General features: G+C 68.4%; 26 protein-coding genes and 1 tRNA gene. 18 read left to right on the top strand and 9 right to left on the bottom strand.

Annotated features, from left to right (window positions below):
• The first annotated feature begins 92 nt into the window (after window positions 1–92).
• Window positions 93–350: a (2Fe-2S)-binding protein gene (locus GDR74_RS05255; protein ID WP_152585315.1), complete on the top strand. Its 258-nt coding sequence runs from the start codon at window positions 93–95 to the stop codon at window positions 348–350.
• 83 nt (window positions 351–433) lie between these two features.
• Window positions 434–922 carry a bacterioferritin gene (gene bfr / locus GDR74_RS05250; protein WP_152585314.1) on the top strand — a complete coding sequence of 163 codons (489 nt, stop codon included), beginning with the start codon at window positions 434–436 and terminating at the stop codon, window positions 920–922.
• A gap of 100 nt (window positions 923–1022) precedes the next feature.
• Here bfr and GDR74_RS05245 read toward each other — a convergent pair whose 3' ends face one another.
• On the bottom strand, window positions 1023–1310 hold the full coding sequence (locus GDR74_RS05245) for a hypothetical protein (protein ID WP_152585313.1): 288 nt from the start codon (window positions 1308–1310) through the stop codon (window positions 1023–1025).
• 202 nt (window positions 1311–1512) lie between these two features.
• Window positions 1513–2706 carry an amidohydrolase family protein gene (locus tag GDR74_RS05240; protein ID WP_152585312.1) on the bottom strand — a complete coding sequence of 398 codons (1194 nt, stop codon included), beginning with the start codon at window positions 2704–2706 and terminating at the stop codon, window positions 1513–1515.
• Between the two features lie 206 nt (window positions 2707–2912).
• Here GDR74_RS05240 and GDR74_RS05235 point away from each other — a divergent pair, with 206 nt between their 5' ends.
• The 8 genes from GDR74_RS05235 (at window position 2913) to GDR74_RS05200 (ending at window position 12556) form a co-directional block, all read left to right on the top strand.
• Entirely contained in the window at window positions 2913–3611 is a 699-nt protein-coding gene (locus GDR74_RS05235) for a GntR family transcriptional regulator (RefSeq protein WP_152585311.1), read from the top strand.
• Window positions 3612–3825: 214 nt separating this feature from the next.
• Window positions 3826–5394: an ABC transporter substrate-binding protein gene (locus GDR74_RS05230; RefSeq protein ID WP_152585310.1), complete on the top strand. Its 1569-nt coding sequence runs from the start codon at window positions 3826–3828 to the stop codon at window positions 5392–5394.
• A 58-nt stretch (window positions 5395–5452) separates the two neighbouring features.
• Window positions 5453–6424: an ABC transporter permease gene (locus GDR74_RS05225; protein WP_152585309.1), complete on the top strand. Its 972-nt coding sequence runs from the start codon at window positions 5453–5455 to the stop codon at window positions 6422–6424.
• Window positions 6421–7350, top strand: a complete 930-nt coding sequence (locus GDR74_RS05220) for an ABC transporter permease (protein ID WP_152585308.1) — start codon at window positions 6421–6423, stop codon at window positions 7348–7350. The genes GDR74_RS05225 and GDR74_RS05220 overlap by 4 nt, the downstream gene beginning before the upstream one ends.
• Window positions 7347–9077, top strand: coding sequence for a dipeptide ABC transporter ATP-binding protein (locus tag GDR74_RS05215; protein WP_152585307.1), 1731 nt, complete (start codon window positions 7347–7349; stop codon window positions 9075–9077). The genes GDR74_RS05220 and GDR74_RS05215 overlap by 4 nt, the downstream gene beginning before the upstream one ends.
• A gap of 20 nt (window positions 9078–9097) precedes the next feature.
• On the top strand, window positions 9098–10552 hold the full coding sequence (locus GDR74_RS05210) for an amidohydrolase family protein (RefSeq protein WP_152585306.1): 1455 nt from the start codon (window positions 9098–9100) through the stop codon (window positions 10550–10552).
• A gap of 100 nt (window positions 10553–10652) precedes the next feature.
• Window positions 10653–11894: an MFS transporter gene (locus tag GDR74_RS05205; RefSeq protein ID WP_152585305.1), complete on the top strand. Its 1242-nt coding sequence runs from the start codon at window positions 10653–10655 to the stop codon at window positions 11892–11894.
• A gap of 149 nt (window positions 11895–12043) precedes the next feature.
• Window positions 12044–12556, top strand: a complete 513-nt coding sequence (locus tag GDR74_RS05200; protein WP_152585304.1) for a hypothetical protein — start codon at window positions 12044–12046, stop codon at window positions 12554–12556.
• A 60-nt stretch (window positions 12557–12616) separates the two neighbouring features.
• Here GDR74_RS05200 and GDR74_RS05195 read toward each other — a convergent pair whose 3' ends face one another.
• The 3 genes from GDR74_RS05195 to GDR74_RS05185 all read right to left on the bottom strand — a co-directional run bounded on the left by GDR74_RS05195 (window position 12617) and on the right by GDR74_RS05185 (window position 18805).
• Window positions 12617–15334: a bifunctional acetate--CoA ligase family protein/GNAT family N-acetyltransferase gene (locus GDR74_RS05195; protein WP_152585303.1), complete on the bottom strand. Its 2718-nt coding sequence runs from the start codon at window positions 15332–15334 to the stop codon at window positions 12617–12619.
• 121 nt (window positions 15335–15455) lie between these two features.
• Entirely contained in the window at window positions 15456–15959 is a 504-nt protein-coding gene (locus GDR74_RS05190) for a GNAT family N-acetyltransferase (protein ID WP_152585302.1), read from the bottom strand.
• Between the two features lie 119 nt (window positions 15960–16078).
• Window positions 16079–18805, bottom strand: a complete 2727-nt coding sequence (locus GDR74_RS05185; RefSeq protein WP_152585301.1) for a PAS domain-containing sensor histidine kinase — start codon at window positions 18803–18805, stop codon at window positions 16079–16081.
• 195 nt (window positions 18806–19000) lie between these two features.
• Between GDR74_RS05185 and GDR74_RS05180 the strand changes: the two genes are divergently transcribed.
• From GDR74_RS05180 to GDR74_RS05150, 7 genes are all read left to right on the top strand, one after another.
• Window positions 19001–19381 (top strand): phasin, encoded by a 381-nt coding sequence (locus GDR74_RS05180; protein WP_152585300.1) that lies wholly within the window; start codon window positions 19001–19003, stop codon window positions 19379–19381.
• A 27-nt stretch (window positions 19382–19408) separates the two neighbouring features.
• A complete protein-coding gene (locus GDR74_RS05175) occupies window positions 19409–19909 on the top strand; it encodes a phasin family protein (RefSeq protein WP_152585299.1) in 501 nt (166 codons plus the stop codon).
• A gap of 67 nt (window positions 19910–19976) precedes the next feature.
• Window positions 19977–20414, top strand: a complete 438-nt coding sequence (locus GDR74_RS05170) for an NUDIX hydrolase (RefSeq protein WP_152585298.1) — start codon at window positions 19977–19979, stop codon at window positions 20412–20414.
• A gap of 297 nt (window positions 20415–20711) precedes the next feature.
• A complete protein-coding gene (locus GDR74_RS05165) occupies window positions 20712–21419 on the top strand; it encodes an outer membrane protein (RefSeq protein WP_152585297.1) in 708 nt (235 codons plus the stop codon).
• Window positions 21420–21619: 200 nt separating this feature from the next.
• The gene (locus GDR74_RS05160; protein WP_152585296.1) at window positions 21620–21991 is read left to right on the top strand and encodes a hypothetical protein; all 372 of its coding nucleotides are present in this window, start codon (window positions 21620–21622) and stop codon (window positions 21989–21991) included.
• Between the two features lie 141 nt (window positions 21992–22132).
• Window positions 22133–22510 carry a hypothetical protein gene (locus GDR74_RS05155; RefSeq protein ID WP_152585295.1) on the top strand — a complete coding sequence of 126 codons (378 nt, stop codon included), beginning with the start codon at window positions 22133–22135 and terminating at the stop codon, window positions 22508–22510.
• Between the two features lie 143 nt (window positions 22511–22653).
• Window positions 22654–23094 carry a hypothetical protein gene (locus GDR74_RS05150; protein WP_152585294.1) on the top strand — a complete coding sequence of 147 codons (441 nt, stop codon included), beginning with the start codon at window positions 22654–22656 and terminating at the stop codon, window positions 23092–23094.
• Between the two features lie 6 nt (window positions 23095–23100).
• On the opposite strand, the gene GDR74_RS05145 is transcribed toward GDR74_RS05150, so the two are convergent.
• Window positions 23101–24240: a GGDEF domain-containing protein gene (locus tag GDR74_RS05145; RefSeq protein ID WP_152585293.1), complete on the bottom strand. Its 1140-nt coding sequence runs from the start codon at window positions 24238–24240 to the stop codon at window positions 23101–23103.
• 498 nt (window positions 24241–24738) lie between these two features.
• Between GDR74_RS05145 and GDR74_RS05140 the strand changes: the two genes are divergently transcribed.
• Window positions 24739–25014, top strand: coding sequence for a hypothetical protein (locus GDR74_RS05140; RefSeq protein ID WP_152585292.1), 276 nt, complete (start codon window positions 24739–24741; stop codon window positions 25012–25014).
• A gap of 3 nt (window positions 25015–25017) precedes the next feature.
• Here GDR74_RS05140 and GDR74_RS18105 read toward each other — a convergent pair whose 3' ends face one another.
• The 3 genes from GDR74_RS18105 to GDR74_RS05130 all read right to left on the bottom strand — a co-directional run bounded on the left by GDR74_RS18105 (window position 25018) and on the right by GDR74_RS05130 (window position 26565).
• A complete protein-coding gene (locus tag GDR74_RS18105) occupies window positions 25018–25167 on the bottom strand; it encodes a hypothetical protein (protein WP_194164626.1) in 150 nt (49 codons plus the stop codon).
• Window positions 25168–25379: 212 nt separating this feature from the next.
• A tRNA-His gene (locus GDR74_RS05135) sits at window positions 25380–25456 on the bottom strand.
• A 131-nt stretch (window positions 25457–25587) separates the two neighbouring features.
• Entirely contained in the window at window positions 25588–26565 is a 978-nt protein-coding gene (locus GDR74_RS05130; protein ID WP_152585291.1) for a tripartite tricarboxylate transporter substrate binding protein BugD, read from the bottom strand.
• Window positions 26566–26600 lie beyond the last annotated feature (35 nt).

The raw sequence follows: 26600 nt of genomic DNA, 5'->3' as shown, positions 1-26600 counted from the left end.
CGGGCGCAGCCGAAAGGCTTTGCCCTGCGGCCTCCGTTTGGGCTAAGTCTCTGATAAAGAACTAGTTTTTAACTCTTCTAAACTGGATCGTCATGATCGTCTGCTCCTGCAACGTCCTGTCCGACGGCGATGTGAAGGCGTGCCTCACGCCGGGACCGGGCTGCCCCCGCACGCCTGCCCAGGTCTACCGCTGTCTCGGGTGCAGTCCGAATTGCGGACGCTGCGTGCGGACGATCCGGGCGATCATGGACAAGGCGCTCGCGGATGCGGGAGCGGAGCCTGCAGCCGCCTGCCAGCGGGGCTGCTGCCCCACGATTCCCGCCGAGGCGGCAGCGAAGCCCGCGGCCTGACGCCGGAAGATCCTTTTCCCCGTCCGGGTTTCCTCTAAATAGGGAGGGCGGCGCTCCGGCGCCCGTTCGAGACGAGGGTGAGGATGAAGGGCGATCAGAAGGTTATCGAATATCTCAACCGCGGCCTGCGCAGCGAGCTGACGGCGGTCAACCAGTACTGGCTGCATTACCGGGTCCTCGACGACTGGGGCTACAAGGACCTCGCCAAGGCGTGGCGCGAGGAATCCATCGAGGAGATGCACCACGCCGACCGCTTCATCGAGCGCATCATCTTCCTCGACGGCTTCGCCAACCTCCAGGTTCTCGATCCCCTGCGGATCGGCCAGAACGTCCGCGAGATTCTCGAGTGCGATCTTGCGGCGGAGTACGACGCGCGAGAGCTCTACGGCGAGGCCGCAGCCTATTGCGAGAGCGTCGGCGACCGGGTGTCCAAGAACCTGTTCGAGGAGCTGATGAAGGACGAGGAAGGCCACATCGACTTCCTCGAGACGCAGATCAACCTCATCGATCAGATCGGCCTCGAACTCTACGCCCAGAAGCACATCGGCGGCGTGAAGGACGGCGAACGCTAGATCGCGCCCCGGTCGCCGGACGCGGCGAAGCGATCCGCCGTTCCGACTGCGAAAAGTCCCGGGAAGCCGGCTTCGCTTTTCCAGGGAGCGCTCCGGCCGCCTATTCCGGCTGCGCGTGCTCGGAGAGGGCCTTGAGCAGCTCGAGGCATTTTTCGGCGACGATGGCGGGCACCCTGCCGTCGCCGTCGTAGTGGCGCGTGAGCACGGCGCTCGCCTGCTCGTACAGGTCGTTCAGGTTGCCGGAGATTCCGGGACGCGCGGTCGGGAACTCCGCGCGGTAGCGTCGCCGCCGCACCCGGTTGGCGGCGGCCTCGCGCTGGAAGAGGGACAGGATCTCCTCCTGCTTCGCGCTCTTCCTGAGATCTGCAAGAGAAATGATGTCCGCCATCCCGGCCTCCGCCACCGACCGCCCGAATTCTAGCGCCCTGCGGGGAAAGCGGTGGGGTATTCCGGGTTAATGTGGCGCTAAGGTTGCACGCCTTCGGACATTTTCCGCACGAGGCCGGCGGCGGAACCGGTTGGGCCGGAGAGGCGGATGCTCCCTTCGCCAGCCTGCGGCGGAACGGGCGCCCGCCCGCGAGGGATCGGCGTTATGGGGCCTCGACGAGGGCCCGGCCGCTCCTCGCCACCACGCGCCCGTTCTTGACGACCATCCGACGCGGGGCACGGCTGACGACCGCCTCGGCAAGGGTCTCCCCTTCCACGAGGACGAAATCCGCCCGGTCTCCGGCAGCAATGCCGTAGCCGTCGAGCCCCATCAGGCGGGCGCCGCCGTAGGTGCAGACATCGAGCGCCATCTCGACCTCGTCGTCGCGGCGGAAGTTGTTGCGCAGGCCCACCAGCATCGCGCGCTCCAGCATGTCCGCATTGCCGTAGGGTCCCCACGTGTCGCGCACCCCGTCGGAACCGGCGGCCACCACGACGCCCGCCTCCACGAGCCGCTTCACGGGCGGCACCGGTCGCGAGGCGGGAGCCGTGGTGAGGATGTGCACCCTCGCCTCGGCGAGAGCGTCGATCAGGCTCGCCACGTAGTCCCGGTCGGCCATGCCGAGGCAGAAGGCGTGGCTGATGGTGACTTCTCCCTGCATGCCGAGGGCCCGCGTGCGCTCGACGATCAGCTCCATGGAGAAGGCGCCCAGCTCGGCCGGCTCGTGGAGATGGATGTCCACCGGCACGCCGAAGCGCTCGGCAAGGCCGAAGATCACGTCGAGGTGCCCCTTGGGGTCGCGGTCGATCGCGGAGGGATCGAGCCCGCCGACCACATGCGCGCCGAGCCTCAGGGCCTCCTCCATGAGCTCCGCCGTGCCGGGCCTGATCAGCATGCCGCTCTGCGGGAAGGCCACGATCTCGATGTCGACGATGTCGCGGTAGGCCTCGCAGGTGCGCAGCACCCCCTCGATGCCCGAGAGGCCGACCTCCGTGTCCACGTCCACATGGGACCGGATCGCCGTCGAGCCCTGGGCCACGGACAGGACCGCCTGCCGCGCGGACTGGCGCGCCGGATCGATCCCGAGGCGCTTCTTCTCCGCGCGCTCGTTTTCGATCTTGTCGATGAGCCTCGGCCCCACCTCGTTCCGATACCACCCCATGCCGAGCAGGGTCTTGTCGAGATGGGTATGGGCCTCGACGAGGCCCGGAATGAGGATCGCGTCGCCGCCGTCGATCGTCTCCATGCCGGGCGGCGCGTCCTCGCCGTAGGCGGCGATCCGCCCTCCCCGCACGGTCACGCTCGTGGCCGCCTTGCCCATGGGGCGGATTCCCGTGATGTGCAGATCGCCGCTCATGCCTTGTCCCTTTTCGTCCTCGCCAACGCATCGGCGCCACGCCCCTTCATGAGGAGAGCCCGGCGCCTTGAAAGAATCGCTTCCTGAACCGAAGTTATTGTATACAATGATGGATGCAAAGACTTTTATGGATTGGCCCTTGGTGCGAGATCGAAATGGATACTAAATGGTGGCGAGCCCACCTTGTCCCCTCGGTTCCGTCGAGCATGCCCAACCGTTCCTCGAAGACAGCCGGATCGCGGAGCGAATCCGTCTATTCCGGCCTGCGCCGCGCCATCATCGAGCAGGCCCTCATGCCGGGGGACAAGCTGACGGAGGACGTGATCGGGGAACGGTTCGGGGTCAGCCGCACCATCGTCCGCGCGGCCCTGGCCAAGCTGAACGCGGAGGGCCTCGTCGATCTCCAGCCCAACAAGGGCGCGACCATCGCCCAGCCGAGCCTGTCGGAAGCGCACGACATCTTCGAGGCGCGGATGTGCCTGGAGCGGCAGGTGCTGGCGCGGCTGGCCGAGCGCATCACCGACCGGGACATCGCGATGCTGGAGCAGCACGTCGCCCTGGAGGCGAAGGCCAATGCCCACGACGGAGCGGCTGCGATCCGTCTCGCAGGCGAGTTCCACATCCTCCTGGCCGAGCTCTCGGGCAACGGGGTGCTCGCCCGCTACGTGGATGAGGTGGTGTCCCGCTGCTCCCTGATCCTGGCCCTCTACAGCCGGCCCCATTCCTCCGACTGCTCGATCAACGAGCACCAGCAGATCATCGAGGCTCTGCGCGCCCGCGACGCGGCCCGGGCCATGAAGGCGATGGACCATCATCTGCAGGCGGTAACGGAGCGGGCCCTGCTCTCCACGACCTCCGACAGGCACCGGGACATCCGCTCGATCCTCGACCGTTACGCGGGCTGACGCTCCGGACGAAGCTTTTCCCTTCCCGCCTCTCCCGTCCTGAGCCCCAAGCCGCCTGCCGCCCGTGACCTGCCGGCGGGACGATTTCCTGCGCCCTTCGCACCCGTCCCGGCAGTTCTCGGATCAGGCGGAATTGACGCCTCCCAGATTGTATGCAACTTTTCTATCTATTGGATACAATAAATCCCGCCAGAGGGTTCAACGGAGGCTAACAATGAATCGACGGCTCATATTCGGTCTCTCCGTCGCGATGGGGGCGCTCATGGGCTTCGCCGCAGAGGCGAAGACCCTGCGGTGGTCCTCCCCGACGGACATCACCACGCTCGACCCGTATGCCCATACGGAAAGCTTCACCACGAGCATGCTGCACCACGTGTTCGACCCGCTGGTGCGCCGCGGCCGCAACCTCGAGCTCGAGCCCGCCCTCGCGGTGAGCTGGAAGACGGTGAAGCCCGACACCTGGCGCTTCGAGCTGCGCCGCGACGTGAAGTTCCACAACGGCAACCCCTTCACCGCCGACGATGTGGTCGCCTCCATCAACCGGCTCCTCGATCCCGGCGCGCGGGCGCGCGGCAACATCGCCACGGTCACCGGCGCGCAGAAGGTCGACGACTACACGGTCGACATCGTCACCAAGGGTCCGTACCCGCTCCTCCTCAACGACCTCGCCGGCGTCTACATCATGGACAAGGAGTGGATGGAGGCGAACGACGCCCTGAAGCCCGGCAACATCGCGACCGGGGTCACCACCGCCGCCTCGACCCAGGCCAACGGCACCGGCCCGTTCAAGGTGGAATCCTACAAGCCGGACGCCGGCACGGTCTTCGTGGTCAATCCCAACTGGTGGGACAAGCCCAGGCACAACCTCGACCGCATCGAGTTCAAGCCGATCAAGTCCGACGCTACCCGGGTGGCCGCGCTCCTCTCCGGAGAGCTCGACCTGATCGCGCCCGCTCCGCTTCAGGACCTGCAGCGTATCGGCAGCTCGTCGGGCTTCAAGGTGATCGAGGAGCCGTCCCTGCGGCTCATCATGCTCTCCCTGAACTTCCGGCCGGAGCTCAAGGCGATGCCGGGGCAGAAGAACCCCATCCTCGACCTCAAGGTCCGTCAGGCCATGTGGCACGCGATCGACTTCGAGGCGATCAAGAAGCGCGTCATGCGCGACAAGTCCCGCAACACCGGCACGCTCGTGGCGCCACCGGTCCCCGGCTATTCCAAGGACAACGACGGGCCCTTCGGCTACGACCCCGAGAAGGCGAAGAAGCTCCTGGCCGAGGCGGGCTACCCCAGCGGCTTCAAGACCAAGCTCAACTGCCCCAACGACCGCTACATCAACGACGAGCAGATCTGCGTCGCCATCGCCTCCATGTGGACGAAGGTCGGCATTCAGACGGAACTGCAGACGGAATCCCGCGCCACCTACTTCCCCCGGCAGGACCGCGGCGAGTTCGACGTCTCGATGGTCGGCTGGGCGACCCTTCCGCCCATGGACGGCTTCAGCGTCCTCGCCTCGCTGCTGACGGAGCAGAAGGAGGGCTACGGCGGCTCCAACGCGAGCACCTACAGCAATCCGCAGATCGAGGAGCTGACGCGCAAGGCCGCGGTGGAGCTCGACGAGGAGAAGCGCCGCGCCATGCTGGTGGAGGCCCTGAAGATCGCCCGCGACACGGTGGCATACATCCCGATCCACCAGCAGCCGGTAGCCTGGGCCGTGCGGGACGGCGTCGAAGTGCCTCAGTTCCCGGACGAGTACGTGCGCCTCTGGTTCGCTACCGTGAAGTAGGCCGCCCTTAGACGATTGCGCGGCCCGCCCCCGAAGGAGCGGGCCGCAGGAGGCAGTCATGTTCAAAGTTCTCCTGACCCGTCTCGGGCAAGCGGCGCTCGTCATGCTCGTCGTCTCGGCGGTGTCCTTCGTGATGTTCCGCTATGTGGGCGATCCGGTCGCCAGCATGTCGCGCGAGAATGCGAGCGCCGAGGAGAAGGCGGAGCTGCGCCGCGCTCTCGGCCTCGACCAGCCGGTCGTCGTGCAGTACGGCCGCTTCCTGCAGCGCACCCTCTCGGGCGACCTGGGCATCAGCTACCGCAACCAGCGCCCCGTGACGCAGCTGATCGCCGAGCGCCTGCCCGCGACCCTGGAGCTGGTCCTCGTCGCGACGATCCTCTCTCTCTCGCTCGGAATTCCGCTCGGCGTCCTCTGCGCCCTCAAGCCGAACGGGGCGGCGGCGCGGGTCGTGCAGGCCCTCTCCCTCATCGGCATCTCGACGCCGACCTTCGTGACCGGAATCGTGCTGATCTTGGTTTTCGCGGTCAGCCTGGGCTGGCTGCCCTCCTTCGGGCGGGGAGAAGTGGTCGACCTCGGCTGGTGGAGCACGGGCTTTCTCACCCTGAGCGGGCTCAAGGCCCTGATCCTGCCCGGCATCACCCTCGCGCTCTACCAGCTGACCCTTATCATGCGCCTCGTGCGGGCCGAGATGATCGACGTGCTCTCCAGCGACTACATCCGCTTCGCGCGCGCCCGCGGCCTGCCGAAGCGCTACATCCACTTCCGCCTCGCCCTGCGCAATGCGCTGATGCCGGTGATCACCGTCACCGGGCTGCAGATCGGCTCCCTCATCGCCTTCGCCATCGTCACGGAGACCGTGTTCCAGTGGCCGGGCATGGGATTGCTGTTCATCCAGGCCGTCAGCTTCGTCGACATCCCCGTCATGGCCGCCTATCTGCTGTTCGTCGGCCTGCTCTTCGTCCTCATCAACACTGTGGTCGACATTCTCTACGCCGTCGTCGACCCGCGCCTGCGTGCGAGGTCCGCATGAATACGCTCGCTTCCGCTCCCCGGCCCGTCCCCCGGAGCCTCCTCTCGCGGATCGGCGCGCCGATCTCCGTGATCGTGGCCGCGGCGCTCGCCCTCGCCATCGTCGGCTGCGCCCTGATGGCGTCCTGGATCGCTCCCTACGATCCGACCGACCTGGCCAGCTTCGAGCTGATCAACGCAGAGCTGCCGCCGTCCTTCACGGCCGACGGCGACGCGCGCTTCCTGCTCGGAACCGACAACCAGGGCCGGGACCTTCTCTCAGCCATGCTCTACGGCGCGCGCGTCTCGATCGCCATCGGCGGCGGCGCGGTGTTCGTCGCCGCCACGCTCGGCGTCGTCATGGGCCTGCTCGCCGGCTACTTCGGCGGCAAGGTGGATGCCGTCATCATGCGCATCGCCGACGTGATCCTGAGCTTTCCCACCATCCTGCTCGCCCTGCTGGTGAGCGGAATCGCCCGCGCGCTCTTCCCCAACGCGGCCACGGCGGAATGGGCGCCCCTCATCCTCATCTGCGCCATCGCCATCCACGAGTGGGTCCAGTACGCCCGCACCGTGCGCGCCGCGACCATGGTCGAGACCGCGAAGGACTACGTGCGGGCCGCGAAGGTGATCGGCCTGCCTTCCTGGCGCATCATGCTCCGCCACATCCTGCCCAACGTCATGAGCCCGGTGCTGGTGATCGCGACGATCAACCTCGCAGCGGCGGTCCTGACGGAGGCGACGCTCTCCTTCCTCGGCGTGGGCATGCCGCCCACCTACCCCTCGCTCGGCACCCTGATCCGGATCGGCAACGAGTTCGTCTTCTCGGGCATCTGGTGGATCGCCCTCTTTCCGGCCCTGACCCTCGTCATTCTCGTCCTGGCGGTCAACATCGTGGGCGACTGGCTCCGCGACCGCTTCAATCCCAAGCTGCGGGTGAAACGATGAGCGCCGCCCAACCTCCCGTCCTCGCCATCGACGCCCTGCGGGTCGAATACCCTCTCGCGAACGGCGCCGTCTTCACCGCCGTCGAGAACGCCTCGATCGTCATCCAGCCGGGCGAGATCCATGCCCTCGTCGGGGAATCGGGCGCGGGCAAGACCACCATCGGCAATGCCGTGATGGGCCTGCTCGAAAAGCCCGGCCGGATCGCGGCAGGCACGATCCGCATCGGCGGCAAGCCCTTCGATCCCCTGAAGGGCTCGGCCGAGGGCGTGGTGCTGGGCCGCGACATCGGAGCGGTGTTCCAGGATCCGATGACGAGCCTCAACCCGCTCTTCACCGTCGAGAGCCAACTCACCGAGACCATGCGGACCCATCTCCGTCTCGACAGGGAGGCTGCGCGGGCGCGGGCGCTCGAACTCCTGAACGCGGTCGGCATTCCCGAGCCCGAGCGCCGGCTCAAGGCCTATCCGCATCAGCTCTCCGGCGGGCAGCGCCAGCGGGTGGTGATCGCCGCCGCCCTCTCGTGCGATCCCAAGCTGGTGGTCGCTGACGAGCCGACCACGGCGCTCGACGTTTCCGTGCAGGCGCAGATCCTGGCGCTCCTGCGCGACCTCGCCGACCGGCGCGGAATCGGCATCCTCCTCGTGACCCACAACATGGGCGTCGTGGCGCAGATCGCCGACCGTGTGACCATCATGCATCGCGGCCGGGTGGTGGAGAGCGGCCCCACCGCCGAGGTGCTGCGCCGGCCCAAGGCTCCCTACGCCAGGGCCCTCATCGGCGCGGTGCCGCGCATCGACGCGCGGCTCGACCGGTTTCCCGTGCTCGGCGAGGAAGGCAAGGGGCGCGCCGCCGAGGCCCGCGCGGCCCTTCGCGCCAGAGCGGAACGCATGGACCTGCCGGCGGAGGGCACGCCGATCCTCGCCGTCGAGAACCTTTGCGTCGACTACGTGACCGGCGGCTGGCTTCCCGGATCGGCGGGCCATCGCTTCCGCGCCGTGGACAATGTGAGCTTCACGGTGCGAAGCGGCGAGGTGTTCGGCCTCGTGGGCGAATCCGGCTGCGGCAAGACGACCATCGCCAACGTCGTGGCGGGCCTCGTCCGGCCGACCTCGGGCCGCGTCCTCTATGCCGGAACCGCGGTGGCGGGCGAAGGCGCCGCACGCCGCACGGGGCCTCTGAGACAGGCGATCCAGATGATTTTCCAGGATCCCTACTCCTCCCTCAACGGGCGGCTGCGGATCGGCTCCATCCTCGCCGAGCCCATCCTCTTCTACCGGCTTGCCGCCACGAGGGCCCAGGCCGACGAGGACGTGGCCCGGCTCATCGAGGCGGTCGGGCTCGAGGCGGACGCGGCCCAGCGTTTCCCGCACGCCTTCTCGGGCGGGCAGCGCCAGCGCCTGTCCATCGCCCGCGCCCTCGGCGCGCGCCCGAAGCTGATCGTCTGCGACGAGCCGACCTCGTCTCTCGACGTGTCGGTGCAGGCGCAGATCCTCAACCTCCTGAAGGACCTGCGCGACGCCACGGGCCTCACCCTCCTCCTCATCAGCCACGACCTCGCGGTGGTGCGCCAGATGTGCGACCGCGTCGCCGTGATGCGGCGCGGGACCCTGGTGGAGGAGGCGGCATCCGAAAGCCTTTTCGCGGCACCGCAGCACCCCTATACGAAGGAGCTCATCTCCCTCGTCCCGACCCTCGACCGAATCCGCGGCGAAACCCAAGCCGCCTGACGACCGGAGCATCGCATTCCATGGCCGACATCATCATCACCCACGGCATCGTCGTCACGATGGACCCGAAGCGGCGCGTCATCGAGGACGGGGCGGTCGCGATCGAGAGGGACAGGATCGTCGCCGTCGGCACGACGGAGGAGGTTCTGGCGCAGCATCGGGCCCCGACCGTGATCGACGCCAGCCGCAAGATCGTCATGCCGGGCCTGATCGACGGCCATGCCCACGCGGGCCACGGATTCATCAAGACCATGGGCGGCGGCGACGGGCAGCAATGGTACGAGGCGTGCGAGAAGGCCTACACGGTCGCCTCGACGCCCGAGTTCTGGCGCGCGGAGGCGAGACTGGCGGCTCTGGAGCGCCTGCGCTTCGGCGTGACCACCGGCGTCTCGCTCCTCGGCGGCGGAGACACCATTCTGCGCACCGACGAGCCGGTCTACGGCGACGCCCATTGCGAGGGCGTGCGCGAGGTCGGAACCCGGTCCGTGGTCGCGGTCGGTCCGACGCGGCCGCCGCATCCGCGCACCTATGCCCGCTTCGTCGACGGCAAGGCGGTGGAGCGGCCGGTCACGTTCGAGGAGCAGTTCGAGACCTGCAAGACGCTGATCGCGAACTGGCACGGCAGCCATGGCGGGCGCCTCAACATCGCCCTCATCACCCCGACCCTGCGTCCCGAGCACGTCGAGCAGCTCGGAGCCGGCACTCTGGAGGAGGCGCGCCGGCAGGCATGCATGACCGCGGACCTTGCCCGCGAGGCGGGCCTCGTCTTCACGCAGGACGGGCACAACAAGGGCAGCGTCGCCTATGCGAAGGAACTCGGGATTCTGGGCCCCAACGCGCTCCTCTCCCACGCCACCGACCTGACGGACGAGGAGATCCGCATCGTCGCGGACACGGGCACCCACATCGCCCACAACCCAAGCGCCATCGCCTCGATCCTGGGGCGCTGCCCCGTGCCGGAACTGCTCGAAGCGGGTGCCAATGTCTGCCTGGGCTCGGATGCGACCGCGCCGGATCGCTCGGGCGACATGTTCCGCCACATGCAGCAGTGCATGCATTATCACCGCAGGCATTTCCGGGATCCCACCTGGCTGCCGCCGGGCCGCGTGCTGGAGATGTGCACCATCGACGCCGCCCGAGCCCTCGGGATGGAGAAGGAGATCGGATCCCTCGAGACGGGCAAGAAGGCGGACGTGGTGCTGCTCGACCTGCGCAGGCCGCATCTCTATCCCCTCAACATGCCCGTGTTCCGGCTCATCTATTTCGCCAACGGCAACGACGTCGACACCGTGATCGTCGACGGCCGCATCGCGCTGAAGGACCGCAGGGCCGTTTTCGTCGACGAGGACGAGGTGCTCGACGATGCGCAGCGCGAGACGGAGGCGATGCTCGACCGCACGGGTTTCCGCTTCATGCTCGAAACCCCCAGGATGTTCTGGGGCCACGTGCGGGCGACCGACCAGATCGAACACTGACCGCGCGGAAGGAGGGCCGCGCCCCCTTCCGGATCCCCGACGCAGGAACCATTGACCGCGGCCGCCGCACCGGTTGCCGCGCAAGGCGAGGTTTGCTCCCGTGAGCTCCTTCGAGATCGAACAGGCGCCCTCCGTCGCGGCGCATCCAACGAGGCGGGACAGGTCCCTGGCAAGGCTCCTGCCGCTCATGGGTCTCTGCCTGCTCCTCGGCGCCTTCAACATGCGCCCGGCGCTGACGAGCCTCGCCACGCTGCTCCCCGACGTGGAGCGGGATCTCGCCGTGGGGCGTCTCTGGGTCGGCTTCATCACCACGGCACCCGTCCTGTGCTTCGGGATCTTCGGGCCGCTCGCGCCCTGGCTCGCGGCACGGCTGGGCCTCGAGCGCGCCATAGCCTCGCTGCTCCTCGCCCTGTCCGCAGGCCTCGCCCTGCGCCTCCAGGCCTCGAGCCTGGGTCTCCTCGCCAGCACCCTCATATCCGGCGCGGCCATAGGCATGGCCGGCGTTCTGCTGCCGGTCGCGATCCGCCGCGACTTTCCCGAACGGGCCGGGCTCGCGACCGGGCTCTACACCATGGCCATGAGCGTCGGCGGCGCGAGCGCGGCGGGCCTGACGCCGTCCCTCGCCTGGACCGCCGGCACCTGGACCTCCGCCCTCGCGGTCTGGTCCGCGCCGGCCCTCGTCACGGCCCTCGCCTGGAGCGGCCTGGCCCTGATTTCGGGCCGCGCGGGCCGGATGGCCCGGCTGCCGCACTTCTCCGCCCTCCTGCGCGACAGGACCGCCTGGAACGTGACAGCCTTCATGGGGCTCCAGGCAGGGCTCGCCTTCATCGTCCTCGGCTGGCTCCCGACATTGCTGCGGGACCGCGGCTATGGCGTCGCGGAGGCAGGCCTCGTCACGTCGGTCTCGATCGTGGCGCAGACCGTCACCGCCCTGCTCGTGCCCTCCCTGGCATCCCGGCGGGTTCCGCCCGCGGTCCTGGTGATCCTGGTGCTCGGCGCAACCGCCGCCGGCTTCATGGGCCTGCTCTACGCGCCCATGGGCGCGGGCGTCGCGTCGGCTCTCGTGCTCGGCCTCGGCCAGGGCGGCCTGTTCGGCCTCGCGCTCCTGTTCATCTCCCTCCGCTCGCCCTCGCCGGAGGCGGCGGCGACCCTCTCGGGCATGTCGCAGAGCATCGGCTATCTCGGCGCGTCCGTCGGGCCCTTCGCGGTGAGCGTCCTGCGTTCCGTGGGCAACGGCACGGACGGCCCGGTGGTGTTCTTCCTTTCCATCGCCGCCGTGTGCGCCGTGTTCGGCCTTCGCGCGGCGCGTCCCGGCTTCATCCTCGTGCCCGGGACAGCTTAGAGAAAGGCGGGCATCCGCCTCATGAGGCTGCCGAAAGGGCGCGGGGCCGCATGTCGAACGTTTCCTCCCCCACGAAGGCTTCCCACGCGGCATGCGAGATGCTCATGTAAGCGCGCCTTTGCAACCTGCGCCAATGGGGACGGTCATCCATGCGTTCGCTCGAAAATCGCCTCTTCCCAACGGGCCGCCTGCTTCTCGCCGTCATGCTGGCTCTGCTCGCCCTCACGGTTCTGTCGGGCAGGCCGGGCGCGGCGGACGACGGTCCCCGGCAGTTTCTTCTGTCGATCTACAAGAAGTATTCGGGCCCCGGAGCCATGGGCCTGGACTGGCGCGGCAACAGGGCCAGTCTCTACTTCGATCCCGCCATGACGAAGCTGATCCTGCGGGATGTGCGGGAATCCAAGGGCGAGGTGGGACGCATCGGCTTCGATCCGTTCACCGCCGGGCAGGATTTCGAGATCAAAGGTCTCGGGATCGAGATCGTTTCCCAGGACGCCGAGACGGCGCAGGCGGTCGCGTCGTTCCGGAATCTGGGTCAGCCGGCGAAGATCCGGTACGACCTCGTCAAGACCGCCAAGGGGTGGCGGATCGCCAACATCGTCTGGATTGCGCCCGAAGATTTCAAAGGCGATCTCAGGTCCATCCTGTCGGGTCCTCTGTAGTTTCTCGGCGCGGGCGGATCGATGCGAGGTGCGGCCGGAAGATGATCCGGCCGCTCCGGGTCAGGTCGGAATCAGCTCCATGTCCGCAACGTCCCCGACCGGCAGCGTCACGATGCGAAGCTCCGGATCGTCGGGATCGATGCGGATCGAGAATCCGAGCTGGCGGCACATGTCGAGCATGGTGACGTTCTCGCGCAGCACCTGCCCCTCGACGACGCGCAGCCCCTCGACCCTCGCCCACTCGATCATCATGCGCATCAGGCTCCAGCCGAGCCCGATCCCCTTCAGATCCGACCGCAGCAGAATCCCGTATTCGCCGGTTTCGTGGTTCGCGTCCGCGTGGAGCCGCACCGCGCCCATCATCTCGCCGGTCTCCCGGTCGAAGGCGACGAAGGCGATGGCGCGGGCATAGTCGAGCTGGGTGAGGCGCGCGAGGAAGGTGTGGCTGAAGTCGCGCACCGGCGCGAAGAAGCGCAGACGCAGATCCTCCGGCGTCACCCGCTCGAAGAAGCGGCGGAACTCCGCCTCGTCCTCCGGCCTCACCGGCCGCACGAAGGCCTCCCGGCCGTTGCGCAGAACGACCGTGCGCTCCCACTCCTTGGGATAGGGACGCACGGCAAAGCGGGGATGCCCCCTGCCCTTGCGGGTCTCGGCCATGACGGCGATGCGGGCATCCACGGCGATCACCCCGTCCTGGTCGGCCAGGAGTGGGTTGATGTCGATCTCGCGGATGTCCGGCAGGTCGGCGGCGAGCTGCGCGAGCTTCACGAGAACGAGGGCGATGGCCCGCTCGTCCGCCGCAGGCACGTCGCGGTAGCCCTTGAGGATCCGCGAGACACGGGTGCGCGCGATCAGGTCGTGGGCGAGCTTGAGATCGAGGGGCGGAAGGGCGAGCGCCTTGTCGTTGATGACCTCGACCGCCGTGCCCCCGCGCCCGAACAGCACGATGGGGCCGAAGGAGGGGTCGTCCGCGAGGCCCACGATCAGCTCCCGCGCCTTGGCCCGGCGCACCATGGGCTGCACCGTGACCCCCTTCACGGCCGCGTCGGGCCGCAGCCGCGCCGCCCGCTCGAAGATGTCCATGGCCGCCCTCCTCACCGCCTCCTCCGTGGTGAGGTCGAGCTTGACGCCCCCGATGTCGGACTTGTGCACGATGTCGGGCGAGAGGATCTTCACCGCGACGGTGCCGCCCTCCGCGATGATCGGACGCGCGACCTCCGCCGCCTCGTCGGGCGTCGTCGCCAGATGGACGGGCGCGGCCGGAATGTCGTAGGCCCTGAGCAGGGCGTTCACCTCCAGCGGGTCGAGCCAGTGGCGGTTCTGGTCGAGGACGCCTCTGACAATCGCCTGGGCCGCGGCGGTGTCCGGCGCGAAGTCGTGCGGCAGGCTGTCCGGCGTCTCCATGAGCTCGGTCTGCGCCTCGCGGTAACGGACGAGCTGCATGAAGCCGCGGACCGCATCCGCCTCGGTCGCGAAGTGCGGGATGCGCAGCTCCTCGAACACGCGCGCCGATTCCGCGTCCTCGCCGATCCAGGCGGCGAAGACCGGCTTCTGCGCGAAACCTCCGGCGCGGCTGCGCCTGACGGTGTCGGCCACGGCCGCGGCGGCGTTGGGCGCGTTGGTTACGGCGGTCGGCACGTTGAGGATGAGGATCGCGTCGTTGTCCGGGTCGGAGAGGAGGCTTTCGAGGGCCGCGGCGTATCGCTCCGGATCGGCGTCGCCGATGATGTCCACCGGGTTGGAGCGCGACCAGGTGGGAGGAAGCACCGCGTCGAGCCTGCGGCGCGTCTCCTCCGAGAGACCGGCCAGGGTCCCGCCGAGATCGACGAGACGGTCGACCGCCAGGACGCCGACGCCGCCTCCGTTCGTCAGGATGGCGAGGCGCTTTCCGGGGAAGGGTTTCTGCCGGCCCAACGTTTCCGCCGCGGCGAACAGCTGGTCGAGATCGAGCACGCGCAGCACGCCGGCGCGCCGGAAGGCGGCCTCGTACACCGCGTCGGAGCCTGCCATGGCGCCCGTGTGGGTCGCCGCGGCGCGGGCGCCCTGCGCATGCCGCCCCGCCTTGATGGCCACCACGGGCTTGGTGCGCGCCGCGGCGCGCGCCGCGGACATGAACTTCTTCGCGTTGTCGATGGACTCGATGTAGAGGAGGATCGCGCGGGTCCCGGCGTCGCCCGAGAAGAAATCCAGGCAGTCGCTGAAGTCGACGTCGATCTTGTCGCCGAGCGAGACGATGGCGGAGAAGCCCACCTGGCGCTGGGCCGCCCACTCCACGAGGCCGGCGGCGACCGCGCCGGACTGGGACACCAGCGCGAGATCGCCCGGCAGGGCGCTGCGGGCCGCGAAGCTCGCATTGAGCCGCGCCCGCGGAGCGATGACCCCGATACAGTTCGGCCCCACGAGACGAAGACCGTAGCGCCGCGCCGTGAGGCGGACCTTCTCGGAGAGGGAGCCCGGCCCGTAGCCGAGCCCGGACGTCGCGATCACCGCCGCCGCCACGCCGCACCGGCCCGCTTCCTCGATCACGGCGGGAACGCTCGACGGAGGCACCGCGACGACGACGACGTCCGGCGCCTCGGGAAGCCTGGCGATGGAGGGATAGCATGTGCGCCCCTCGATCTCGCGATGGTGCGGATTGACCGGATGGATGGCGCCGGCGAAGCCGCCCTCCACGAGGTTGCGCAGAAAGGTGAGGCCCAGGGAGCCGGAACGCGGGCTCGCGCCGACCACCGCCACGGAGCGGGGCGAGAACAGCTTGTCGAGGCGATAGGTGGACATGGGAATTCCTTCGTCTCGTGGAGAGGGCCAACAAGACCTAGTGCATTTTCGGAGAAAGTGGGAACCGGTTTTCGCTTTCGCGGCCGTCCGGGCCGCTGACGCGGACCTTCGGGCCCTCTCCTCAGCGCGCCGCGTCGGAAAAGTCGATGAAGAGGAGCTCTTCGTCGTAGAAGACGTTCCCGACGCGCAGAGCCTTGCGCTCGATGCCGTAGGGGCGGAAGCCGAGCTTGTGGTAGGTGCGGCGGGCGCTTTCGTTGTGCAGGCCGACCGCGGCCTCGAGCACGACCACGTGCAGGGCCGCGTGGTCGATCACCTGCCGCACCAGAGCCTCGCCGAGCCCCCGTCCGCGCCAGTCGGGCCGGACATAGACGCCCCACATGATCCCTTTGTGACGACTCTTCAGGCGCTCCCGCGCGGCGAAGCCCGCCATGCCCACCAGCCGCCCGGACGACCATGCGCCGAAGATCCGGTTGGCACTGTGCCCGCCGATCCTGGCGCGGATCCCGTCGAGAGTCTGCCCGGCCTCCTCCTCGTAGCTCGCGCCGAAGGCCTCCGGCGCGTTGGCGAGGGCCTGCAGCCGCAGAGCCCGATAGGCCTCCGCGTCGGCGGGTTCGAGAGCGCGCATCAGGGGGTGTTCTTCCTGTGACACGGTCATGACGTCCATGAAGGGTTACGCGGGCGGAGGCGGCGCTTCGCCCGCGTCGGGCCTCGCGAGGCCCAGGACGAGAGGAGCGGGCCTGCCCGTCACCCGGCCAGCACCCGCGTCGGCGGGAAGAGGACCTCGACGAGGGTGCCCTCGTTCGGGCTGCTCGAAATCTGAAGGGCGCCGCGGTTCGCCTCGACCAGGGCCTTGGTGAGAGGCAGGCCGAGCCCCGTGCCGCCGCGCCTGCGCGCGGTCGCCAGCTGCCGGAACGGCTCGAGGGCCGCCTGGATCTCCTTCTCCGTCATGCCGATGCCGGTATCGCGGACCCGGAACGCCACCTCGCCCCGGTCCGTCAGGGCCGTGGACACGATCACCTGCCCGCCCGCATCGGTGAACTTGATGGCGTTGGAGACGAGGTTCAGCACGATCTGGCGCATGGAGCGCTCATCCGCCACCACCGGCGGCAGCTTCGCCGGGAAGCTGGTGCGCATGACGATGCGCTCCCGTGCCGCCTGGGGCTGCAGGAGGGCCACGCAGGCCAGGACGAGCTCGTTGAGGCTCACGCTCGTGAAGGCGAGCTCCATGCGCCCGGCCTCGACCTTGGCGAGGTCGAGCAGGTCGTTCACCAGGCTGATGACATGAGCCCCGGAGGCGTGGATGTCCTTGAGATATTCCTTGTAGCGATCGTTGCCGACAGGCCCGAACCGCTCCTCCAGCATGACCTCGGCGAAGCCGAGAATGGCGTTGAGAGGCGTGCGGATCTCGTGACTGATCTTGGCGAGCAGGTCGGACTTCTGGGCGCTCGCCTCCTCCGCCGCGCGCTTCGCTCCCACGAGCTCGCCCTCCGCCTTCTTGAAGGCGGTGATGTCGCGCAGGACCGCGCAGAATTTCCGCACGGGCCCGTCATGCACCCGGCCCATGGTCATGAACAGGGGAATGGTGCCGCCCTGCCGCACGCGCCCCTGCACTTCGCGGCCGTCGTTGAGCAGGCTCTGCACGCCCGGAGAGCGCAGGCTTTCGAGATAGTCGAGGGCGACGATGTGGCTCTCCGGGGAGAGGAGAACCGTGATCGCATCGCCCGCCACCTCGCTCTGGTCGTAGCCGAACAGGGCCTCGGCGGAGCGGTTGAGGGACACGATGCGTCCCGTCTCGTCGAGGACGATCACGCCGTCCGTGGCCGTATCGAGGATGGATTCGAGCTCGTGCACGCGGCTCTCGCGCTGGCGCAGCTCCGCCTCCATGAGGGACAGGCGCCGGTCCGTCTCGCCGTCCCGGGACATCGGCTCCCGGGCCTTGCGGATCGTCATGAGGCCCGCGGGTGCGCCGGCCCACTCGGCCTCTGCCTGGCGCACCTCGACGGGAATGCGCTCGCCCTGGCGCGTCGTGACCGCCGGCGGCGCGCCCTCCCCTTCCCTGCCTTCGAGAATGGAGGAGTCTCCGAAGAGCCCGGCCACGCCGCCTTTCGCGAGAGCGGCGCCGGTCTCGAAGCCCGTGAGGTCGAGCAGGCAGCGGTTGGCGAACAGGATCTCCTCGCCCCGATGGACGAGCACGCCGATGGGCAGACGGTCGAGGACCCGGTCCCCTTCCGCGCCGGTCGGCGGCGCCGGCGCGGCCTCGTCCCCGTCCGGCCGCACCTCGTCCGCAGGCGCCTTCGCATGGTCGCGCGGCGGCTCCTCGCCATCGAATCGTGCGCCGAGGGCGCGGGCGATCTCGCGGAAGGCATTGCGCTCCGCATTCGAGAGTCCCGTCGCCGCCTCCGGGCGCGGGGAGGACGCGGCATCTCGCGGGGAGGGATCCGTCTGCGGCGCATTCTCGCCGGTTCCGATCTCGGCCAAGGTGGCCGCGACGGTCTCCCGCAGGCGCTCGAAGAGGCGCTCGTCAGGAGCCTGCGCGTCCTCGGCCCGAGTGGTGGAGGGAAGAGGCTGCGGATCCCGCGCCGTTTCGCCCTCTCCGCCGTCCGTCGGGACGGGCCCGTTCGCACCCTCATCCGGCGAGGCGGGAACCGCCCGCTCCCGGACCGCGTCCATGCGCGCGAGCCCGAAGCCGCGGAAACCGAGGAGCTCGCGCCCCGGCCCGAAGACGGGCATGCCCGCCCAATCGACCGGGACCTGCCGGCCGGAGCCGTCGATGTTCCAGAAAACCGTGCGGCCGCTCCAGGTCTCCCGCCGGGCGAACAGCGCCGCGACCTCCCCTGCGGGATCCTCGGCCACCGATCCTGCCACCTCGTCCCAGGTGAGGCCGACGATGCGGGAGGCCTCTGGCCCGACGGCCTCGGCAAGGCCGGGAGAGACTTCGAGGAAACGGGTCGCGGGATCGCAACGCCAGACGAAACGGATGAGGCTCCGCCGCCCCGGCGCCGGAAGGGGCCGCTCTCCGACCGACGGTTCCGCTCCGGCCTGGGCCGGATCGGACAGGGATGGGGCCGGCGATGCGCCGAGCCCGTAGATCTTGGGGATCGGCCCGATGGCGACGGTGACCAGAACCGTCTCCCCGCCCTCCAGGTCCGCGAGGCGGCAGGCGCAGGTCACCGGAGGCGACAGCCCGGCCGGGTCGAGCCGGAGGCGCTCCAGCCTGGTGCCCGTGCGAGGTGCCAGACCGCCTCCCAGCGCCCTGAGCCGGTGGCGGGCCCTGAGAAGCGGGGACACGGCGCCTGTCTCGTCGGCGAGCGCGCGGCGCAGGCCCGCCGCCGCCGGAGACGCCCACAGGAGACGGCTGCCCGATTCGTCCCAGACCAGGACGGCCGTGCCCGGCCTGGCGAGCGAGGCCAGCGCCGGGTCGGCGGCAAGCCGCGCCAGCAATCGTTCGAAACGGTTCGGCGCATCCGTCATGAACGGTGTCGCCCCCTCTCCCATCGACCAGAAGCCACGGGTGTGGCCATGCTCTGCATTATCGGCCAATGGCACCCGCGCCAGAACTCCTAAATATCTTTACTTCGTGATAACCTTAACGAACAGGCTCGGCCTTGATTTTGCAGTGCACAATGTGATATTGCACCGCACAAGAGCCTCAGACAGGAGCGATCCATGGCGAACCAGACGACCGGTTACGAAATTCCCGAGGAGATGCGCGACTTCGCCGAGAAGAGCGTCGAACAGGCCCGCAAGGCCATGGACGGCTTCCTCGGCGCCGCGCAGAAGACGGTGGACACCTTCGAAGGGTCGGCGACCACCGCCCAGGCGAGCGTCAAGGACGTGACCCGCAAGACCTTCTCCTACGCCGAGCAGAACATCGCGGCCGCCTTCGACCTCGCCCAGAAGATGGTGCGGGCGAAGAACGTCCAGGAAGCGATGCAGTATCAGGCGGAATTCGTTCGCTCGCAGATCGAGTCCATGCAGGCGCAGATGCGCGATCTCGGCGCGGTGGCCCAGGCGGCCATGAAGCAGCCGTCTTCCAGCAAGAAGTAAGATCCGCCACCAAACGAGGACGTGGCCATGGCCGAAGCGAAGAAAGCGGGCACCCCGCGTGCCAGGAAGCAAACTGCCCCGAAGTCCGGGCCGGAGCTGGCCCTCGAGACGGCGCAGAGCGCAATCGAGTCTCCCTCCCCGGCCTCCGAGGCCGTGAACGGGGCGCGTCAGGCCGACGGCGGAGTGGCGGCGGAGCCGATGCAGTTCTCCCGTTTCGGCCAGGAAGGCGCGGACGCGCTGCGGCAGGCCATGGGCCAGTCCGTGCTGGCGACCGCCCATGGCGCCCTGGAGATCAACGACAGGATCATCGCGGCCGTGCGGGACCAGAGCGAGGCGGCCATCGACCTGTGGCGCTCGGCCCTGGAGGCTTCGCATCCGACCGAGGCCCTGCGCGTCCAGGCGACGGGCGCACGGCAGGCCTGTGAGGTGGCCGCCGCGCACTGGAAGGACATCGCCGAGGCGACGGCGCGCCTGTTCCACAGGAGCTTCGAGCCCTTCCAGACCGTGATGGCTGACCGCACCCGCTGACGCGCCCGGGCAGGCGTCCGTCACGATGCCGGTTTCCCGCTGCCGTCAGATGCATTAAGGCTCGGCCATGACCGGCCGGGCCTTTCCGATTCCTGCGGTGATCGCCGTCGTCCTGCGCGAGGGCCACGTGCTGCTCGTGCGGCGCGCCCACCCGCCCGATGCGGGCCTGTGGGGATTTCCCGGCGGCAAGATCGAGTACGGCGAGACGGTCGCCGCCGCCGCCCGGCGGGAACTCCTCGAGGAAACCTCCGTCGAGGCCGAAGCCGGTGACGTGCTCGCGACCCTCGATGTCCTGGACAGGGATGAGGACGGCCGCCTGCACCACCACTACATCCTGATCGCGGTCCGGTGCCTCTGGATCTCCGGAGAGCCCGCGGCCGGGGACGACGCGCTGGAGGCGCGATGGATCCCCGTCTCCGACCTCGATCCCGCGCAACTGCCGATGAGCGCCGACGTGGACACGATTGCCCGGCGCGCCTTGGGCTTACTTTCCGCCCCCGCCTGAACCCGGTCGGACCGCGGTCACGACGAAAAGGCCCCGCCGGAGCGGCGGGGCCAAGGTCTCTTTGTCTCTCGCTTCGGGCCCGAGGGCCGTCGGGTCGACCGATCTGCACCCGAACGGCCCGTTGCGGTCAAGCTTTCCCCGCGCGTCATGGTTCATGAAAAGTAAACGTTCACCGATTGGAAAGCATAGTCTCAGGTCATATTTGATAGACTATTGCATCGTTCTTTCCCCGCATCCTATTTTCCGGCCGACAGGCTTCAAGACCTGCGCTTTTGATCCTCAAGCACGGAAAAAGTGATGCGTACCTCTCTCCTTCGACTGCTGACCGGAACCGTCGCCCTGACCGGCATGGCCACCCTCGCCCAGGCCGCCGACCTGCCGTCCCGCTACTCGCCGGCTCCGGTCTACAGCGCGGCGCCCGTCTTCACCTGGACCGGCTTCTATGTGGGCGCGAACGCCGGCTATGGCTGGAACACCGGCACCAGCCGCTACTATGACCCCGCCTTCGGCTATGTGGGCGGCGGCAAGAGCGGCGGCTTCGTCGGCGGCGGCCAGCTCGGCTACAATTACCAGTTCGGCATGTTCGTGCTCGGCGCCGAGACGGACATTCAGTACGCGGCCGTCGGCAACAAGGGCGCGTCCTATGGCCGGATCTATTTCCCCGGACAGTCCGACGGCTTCTTCGGCACCATCCGCGCCCGCGCCGGCGTGGCCTTCGACCGGGCCCTCGTCTACGGGACCGGCGGCTTCGCCTATGGCGACATCGGCGGCAACGCCGCCGTCGATCCGCTGCTCGGCTACCGCCGCGACGACAACACCAACGGCGGCTGGACCGTCGGCGGCGGCGTCGAGTACGCGGTGACGAACAACATCTCCGCCAAGGTCGAGGGCCTCTACGTGAACCTCGACACGCGCAGCAACTACGTGGGCGGCACCGCCGGCAGCGTTCGCCGGGACACGGAATTCGGCGTGCTCCGCGCCGGCGTGAACTACAAGTTCAACTGAGCGCATCCTCGCACCCCTCCATCGGCAAGGCCCGGCCATCGCGCCGGGCCTTTCTTCGTGCGACCTGCAGCGGGTGCAATCCTCCGGCAACCGACGCAGTCTATTCTCACCCGGATGCATCCCTGGCCCTCTCGGACGCGGTCGCCACGCCCTTCGGGCGCCGGCATCGCGCGCGGCGGGGCCGCGTGAAGGAGGTTTTCGTGAAGAAGCTGGCTGTCGTCGCCGGACTGGCATTGCCGACCGTCGGGTGCGCCTATCCCCCGCAAGGGGCGCTGGTCATGTCCTGCAGCGACTATATCGGCCGGCCGATCTCCGAGCCGATCAGGGCCTACGGCGCGCCGCAGACGGTCGTGCGCATCAGCCCGACCGAGGTCGGCTACTCCTTCGTCACGAAGACGACCACCTATTCGGGCGGCGACGTCTGGTACACGACCAACTACATGGTCGGAGTCGACACCCACCGCGCCCCGGTCTACGCGACGACGACCGCATGCCGCGGCACCTTCATCACCCGCGCCCCCTCGGACGTGGTTCCCGTCGAGGAGCGAATCGTCGTCGACGTCTGGAACTGACGGACGTTCGCATCGCACCGGCCATCCGCCGCGTGTTCCGGCCAGGCCTTGAGTCGAATCGTCTCACCCTCCCGGGTAGGGTGCGGGGACCCTGCCGCCGTGCCATGATTTTCGGAAGGTACGGTCGAAGGTTGGACAATCATGCCCCATGCAGAGATCGGAGTGCGCATCGCCGCCGACGGCAAGACCGCCGCCCTCCTGCCCGCCGGCGATGCGTCGCATCCCATCGATCTGACCCTGGACGAGATCACGCGCCTGATCGCCCATCTGGGCGAGGCTCGGCGGCAGATGGTTCAGGGCCAGCCCACGCCGAGCCTGACCGGCGCCACCGTCAGCATCGCCGCCAACACGAGCTGGCATATCCAGGCCTACCCGAGCGGCGGCGCATTGTTTGCCTTCTACCACCCGAGCTTCGGTCCCGTCGGCTTCGTCCTGCCGCGAGACCAGCTGGCCGGCATCGTCCGGTTCCTCAACAACCAGCTGGCGATGACCCCGCCCCCCACCGGCACGGCGCACTGAAGCCCCGCCATGCCATGGACCTTCTTCCCGCGGCTGCTCCGAAGCCGTTTCCGCAACGCCGTGAAGTGATCTAGACTGATCGGAGCGGAGAACGTCCGCTCAGCCCCCAGCCGGCGCGTTCCTGCGCCGAGATCGTTGTTCGCATGACGAAGATTAGCTCCGTTCCGCGCCCGAGGCCGGGCATCCTCATCGCGCTCCTGCTGGCCGCCGCGGCGGGCCTGCCGTCCGGCGCACGGGGTCAGGAGGGAGCCGAGGACAGCCCCTTCGCGGATGCGGACATGCCGCCGCCGAGGCAGGCCCGGTGCAGCGAGGTCGCGGGCCTCATCGCCGGCCGCGAGACGGAGCAGAAGCGGGTCGATTTCAGCGTCACCGGCGCGCTGGCCCTCGTCCATTCGGACGGCGCTCTCGCCTATCTCGGCCTCTGCGGCGCGCCCGATCCCAAGGTTCTCTGCGTGACCTACCAGACCAACGGCCTTCAGGTCGGCGACGAGGTCGTCGTCACCGGAGGCTTCGCGAAGCCGGAGCCGGATTTCGTGCTCCTCGACCCGTGCATGGCTTCGAGACCCGAGGAGCCGGGGGAGTAGTCCGCCTCACTCGGCCGCCCTTTGAGCCATGACCACGGCGTTCCGACCCGAGGCCTTGGCCTGGTAGAGGGCTCGGTCGGCCTCGCGGATGAGCGCCTCGACCGTTGCATTCGTTCCGGTCGCGCAGCCGATGCTGACGGTGGCGGCGACCTGATGGCCGAGGACCGTCCGGGCCGCCTCCGCGAAGGCGCGCCGGATCTCGTCCGCGAGCCCCTCGGCCCTGTGGCGCGGCAAAGGCAGAACGGCCACGAACTCCTCCCCTCCCATCCGCCCGAAAGCGCCTTCCGGCAGGTGCGCGGCCAGCACCTGCCCGAACAGGGTCAGGATGTGGTCGCCGACCTCGTGCCCATGGGAGTCGTTGATCCTCTTGAAGTTGTCCAGGTCGAACAGCAGGCACGTCGCCGGCCGGCCCTCGAGCCTGCGGAGCAGCTCGGCTGCATTGCGAAACACGGCCCTCCGGTTCGGAATGCCGGTCAGGGGATCCGAGAGGGCCGCCTGCTTGTGTCCGTATTCCACCTGCTCCTTCGCCATGGACAGGAACACGAAGGCCAGCGCGGGCGTGAAGAGAAGAAGGAACAGCCCCATGTTGGCGGACCATCGCATGGTCAGCGCGTTCACCCATTCGCTGTCCGTCCGGTGGAGAACCAACCCGCTGCGGAAGGCATGGAACGCCACCATCAGCCCCAGGAGCACGATCGCGACCTGCCGGGAGACGAGTTTCTGCCGCGCATGGCGCCACAGTTCCCAGCCCGACAGGAACGCGTAGGCTCCGGAGATGCCGGAAGCGACGATGAGCCTCGCCTCGAAGCTTTCGTAGATGACGGGAAAGGCCAGGACCCAGACCGCCAGCCCGGACAGGATCGCCGGAACCGTCGGAGACCGCCCGTTGAAAGCCCTGCATCCGGAATAGAGGATTCCGTAGACGACGGCCATCAGCCCGTTCGACGTGAAGAGAATGAAGGTGTCGGTCCGCGTCAGGCCAAGGCTGACGAGCCCCATCCCGAAGGGGACGAGACAGAAGGCCATCCCCCACCAGGCCAGCGCCTGGACGCTGCGGTTCAACAGCCACGAGAAGAGCAACAGAAGGCCCAGCACCCCCGTCAGGGTCAGGTAGGCGACGCCGAGCGTGACGGGATCGAGGCTCATGAAAGGCGGGCGCCGTTCGAGACCGGCTTCAGGCGACGAGCGGCAAACCGGCAAGGCGCCGCGGGCACAAGGCCATTGCGAAGGAGCGCCCCAGGCGAACAGGCCTGACCGTTTCCGTTGCTCGCTCTCATGGATCGTTCCGTCTTGAAAAAGGCCCTTTCGGATCCCTGAGAGATCGAACGCCGCGCCAGCTCCTATGACACTGCGTCATGTGCACGGAATTCATGTCCGGCGCAACCATGATTCCCGCCAAAGGGCAAGACGTGCCCGATCACATTATTGTCTGCCGCAATGATGAACCCTTCGAACGAGGGAGACTAGACTTGGCAATTGCTGCGTCCCGCGCCCGTACTGTGATTTCATTCTGTCGAGACTGGAAGAGGCCACTCTCCTGAACCGAGGTGCAAGCTTGGTCGTTATGGAGGATGATGTCCGACGGGCATCGAACCCGGCGGGCCCGCTGCGGGCGCCCTCGGCGTTCCAACCGAAATGGGTTTCATGAGCAAGCACACCAAGACCGCCGCCATCGCGATCCCGCCCACGGAGGCGGCCATCGTGACGGCGAGCAACATGACGGAACTGGAACTGGTCCTGCCCGACATGCCGGACGAGGACCTGCCCGAGATCCCGACATTCCTCGTGGCCTGCGCCATGCGGTTCCACAGCGACCCGCACTTCGTCCGGGAGCAGATCGAATGGCTCGCCCGGATGCGGGCCTCAGGCATGGACGAGGGGCTCAAGCCCGAGGAACTCAATTCCTCGAACGACGACTGACGGCTATCCCTTTTCCGAGCGCTTGAGATCGAGGAGGCGCCGCGCCGCAATTCCGCCGGGCGTCTCCTCGTAGAGGCGGTCGTTCAGCCGCTCGATCTGCTGCTGCTGGATGCGCAGCAGAGCCGTCAGGCCCCTGATCCGGGCCTGGAGCATGCGAGCTTCCTTGAGAGGACCGAGAACGCCCGTGCCGGCACGGGCGTTCTCGACGGTCAGGGGATCTTCCATGGAGAGGGATATGACGTGGCGTGTCTCGGCTCGCCATCATCGGACGCGAAATGAGGTATTTTGGCGGCCACGCTCGGCGCGGACGCAGCAGGTGCGGGCGTCGTTCGGACGCAGGCCGGGGATGTCGCGGATCGGGGAAGTGGTACAGCCGCCCCGGCTCGAACGGGGGACCCCCAGATCCACAATCTGGTGCTCTAACCAACTGAGCTACGGCTGCACACGCGGCAGGGTGTAATCGCCCAAGCGACCAATTTCAAGGCTTCTTTGCAGGGAAGCGCACCAAAATCGAAACGGCGGGCAAGTCGCCCGCCGCTGAAGGATCGAGTGGCCGCGGAGGGGCGGCTCGGCCTATTCGGCGGTGGCGCCGGCGGCCTTGAGGACGGGGGTCCAGCGGGCGACCTCCGATTCCACCAGCTTCTGGAGCGCCTGCGGCGTGCGCTCCTCCTTCGAGGGAATCACGCCGCCGAGGTCGAGGAGGCGCTTGCGGGTGTTCTCGTCGTCGAGAGCCTTCACGAGGGCGTCGTTGAGCTTGGCCACGATCTCGGGCGGCGTGCCCTTGGGCGCGAACACGGCGTTCCAGGCGCTGACCTGGTAGTCCGGCAGGCCCGCCTCCTTCGTGGTGGGCACGTTCGGCAGCGCGGGCGAGCGCTCGGGGGTGGCGATGGCGAAGGCCTTGATGTTGCCGCCCTGGATCTGCGGCGCGACGTTGACGATCTGGTCGGTCATGTAGTCGACCGTGTTCGCCATCAGGTCGTTCAGGGCCGGGCCGGTCCCGCGATAGGCCACCATGGTGGGCTTGGCCTTGATGATGGAGTTGAACAGGATGCCCGTGGAATGGGACACCGATCCCACGCCCGCATGGGCCATGTTCACCTTCTCGGCGTTGGCCTTCATGTAGTCGAGAAAGCCCTTGAGGTCGCTGGCGGGGAAATCCTTCTTGGCCACGATCACGATGGGCGTCCCGGCCGCGAGGCCGATGGGGGCGAAATCCTTGGCGGGATCGTATTTCAGGTTCGGGTAGAGGGCGGGCGCGGCGCCGTGGGTGCCCATGTGGCCCATCATGATCGTGTAGCCGTCGGGCTGCGCCTGGGCGCCGCGGGTAATACCGGTCGTGCCGCCGGCCCCGGCCACGTTCTCGATCACGATCTGCTGGCCCAGCGTGCGGGACATGTGGTCGCCCACGATGCGGGCGATCACGTCGGTGGGCCCGCCGGCCGCGAAGGGCACGATCATGGTGATCGGCCGCTGGGGATAGGCTCCCTGCGCCATCGCGCCGGTTGCGGCGATGCCGAGCCCCGCCGCGAGTGCCAAGACGATCTTCTTCATGGTTTTCCTCCCTGGAAAGCAATTGCCCTGCATTA

It is taken from the genome of Microvirga thermotolerans, assembly GCF_009363855.1.
Taxonomy (GTDB): Bacteria; Pseudomonadota; Alphaproteobacteria; order Rhizobiales; family Beijerinckiaceae; genus Microvirga; species Microvirga thermotolerans.
This window is presented reverse-complemented; position numbering and strand designations above follow the sequence as displayed.

Coding starts and splice junctions, on each gene's coding strand:
- GDR74_RS05150 (WP_152585294.1), top strand. CDS start 22,654: ATGACGAAGATTAGCTCCGTTCCGCGCCCGAGGCCGGGCATCCTCATC.
- GDR74_RS05245 (WP_152585313.1), bottom strand. CDS start 1,310: ATGGCGGACATCATTTCTCTTGCAGATCTCAGGAAGAGCGCGAAGCAG.
- bfr (WP_152585314.1), top strand. CDS start 434: ATGAAGGGCGATCAGAAGGTTATCGAATATCTCAACCGCGGCCTGCGC.
- GDR74_RS05220 (WP_152585308.1), top strand. CDS start 6,421: ATGAATACGCTCGCTTCCGCTCCCCGGCCCGTCCCCCGGAGCCTCCTC.
- GDR74_RS05235 (WP_152585311.1), top strand. CDS start 2,913: ATGCCCAACCGTTCCTCGAAGACAGCCGGATCGCGGAGCGAATCCGTC.
- GDR74_RS05195 (WP_152585303.1), bottom strand. CDS start 15,334: ATGTCCACCTATCGCCTCGACAAGCTGTTCTCGCCCCGCTCCGTGGCG.
- GDR74_RS05200 (WP_152585304.1), top strand. CDS start 12,044: ATGCGTTCGCTCGAAAATCGCCTCTTCCCAACGGGCCGCCTGCTTCTC.
- GDR74_RS05210 (WP_152585306.1), top strand. CDS start 9,098: ATGGCCGACATCATCATCACCCACGGCATCGTCGTCACGATGGACCCG.
- GDR74_RS05145 (WP_152585293.1), bottom strand. CDS start 24,240: ATGAGCCTCGATCCCGTCACGCTCGGCGTCGCCTACCTGACCCTGACG.
- GDR74_RS05140 (WP_152585292.1), top strand. CDS start 24,739: ATGAGCAAGCACACCAAGACCGCCGCCATCGCGATCCCGCCCACGGAG.
- GDR74_RS05165 (WP_152585297.1), top strand. CDS start 20,712: ATGCGTACCTCTCTCCTTCGACTGCTGACCGGAACCGTCGCCCTGACC.
- GDR74_RS05185 (WP_152585301.1), bottom strand. CDS start 18,805: ATGACGGATGCGCCGAACCGTTTCGAACGATTGCTGGCGCGGCTTGCC.
- GDR74_RS18105 (WP_194164626.1), bottom strand. CDS start 25,167: ATGCTCCAGGCCCGGATCAGGGGCCTGACGGCTCTGCTGCGCATCCAG.
- GDR74_RS05215 (WP_152585307.1), top strand. CDS start 7,347: ATGAGCGCCGCCCAACCTCCCGTCCTCGCCATCGACGCCCTGCGGGTC.
- GDR74_RS05155 (WP_152585295.1), top strand. CDS start 22,133: ATGCCCCATGCAGAGATCGGAGTGCGCATCGCCGCCGACGGCAAGACC.
- GDR74_RS05170 (WP_152585298.1), top strand. CDS start 19,977: ATGACCGGCCGGGCCTTTCCGATTCCTGCGGTGATCGCCGTCGTCCTG.
- GDR74_RS05130 (WP_152585291.1), bottom strand. CDS start 26,565: ATGAAGAAGATCGTCTTGGCACTCGCGGCGGGGCTCGGCATCGCCGCA.
- GDR74_RS05240 (WP_152585312.1), bottom strand. CDS start 2,706: ATGAGCGGCGATCTGCACATCACGGGAATCCGCCCCATGGGCAAGGCG.
- GDR74_RS05230 (WP_152585310.1), top strand. CDS start 3,826: ATGAATCGACGGCTCATATTCGGTCTCTCCGTCGCGATGGGGGCGCTC.
- GDR74_RS05255 (WP_152585315.1), top strand. CDS start 93: ATGATCGTCTGCTCCTGCAACGTCCTGTCCGACGGCGATGTGAAGGCG.
- GDR74_RS05190 (WP_152585302.1), bottom strand. CDS start 15,959: ATGCGCGCTCTCGAACCCGCCGACGCGGAGGCCTATCGGGCTCTGCGG.
- GDR74_RS05175 (WP_152585299.1), top strand. CDS start 19,409: ATGGCCGAAGCGAAGAAAGCGGGCACCCCGCGTGCCAGGAAGCAAACT.
- GDR74_RS05180 (WP_152585300.1), top strand. CDS start 19,001: ATGGCGAACCAGACGACCGGTTACGAAATTCCCGAGGAGATGCGCGAC.
- GDR74_RS05225 (WP_152585309.1), top strand. CDS start 5,453: ATGTTCAAAGTTCTCCTGACCCGTCTCGGGCAAGCGGCGCTCGTCATG.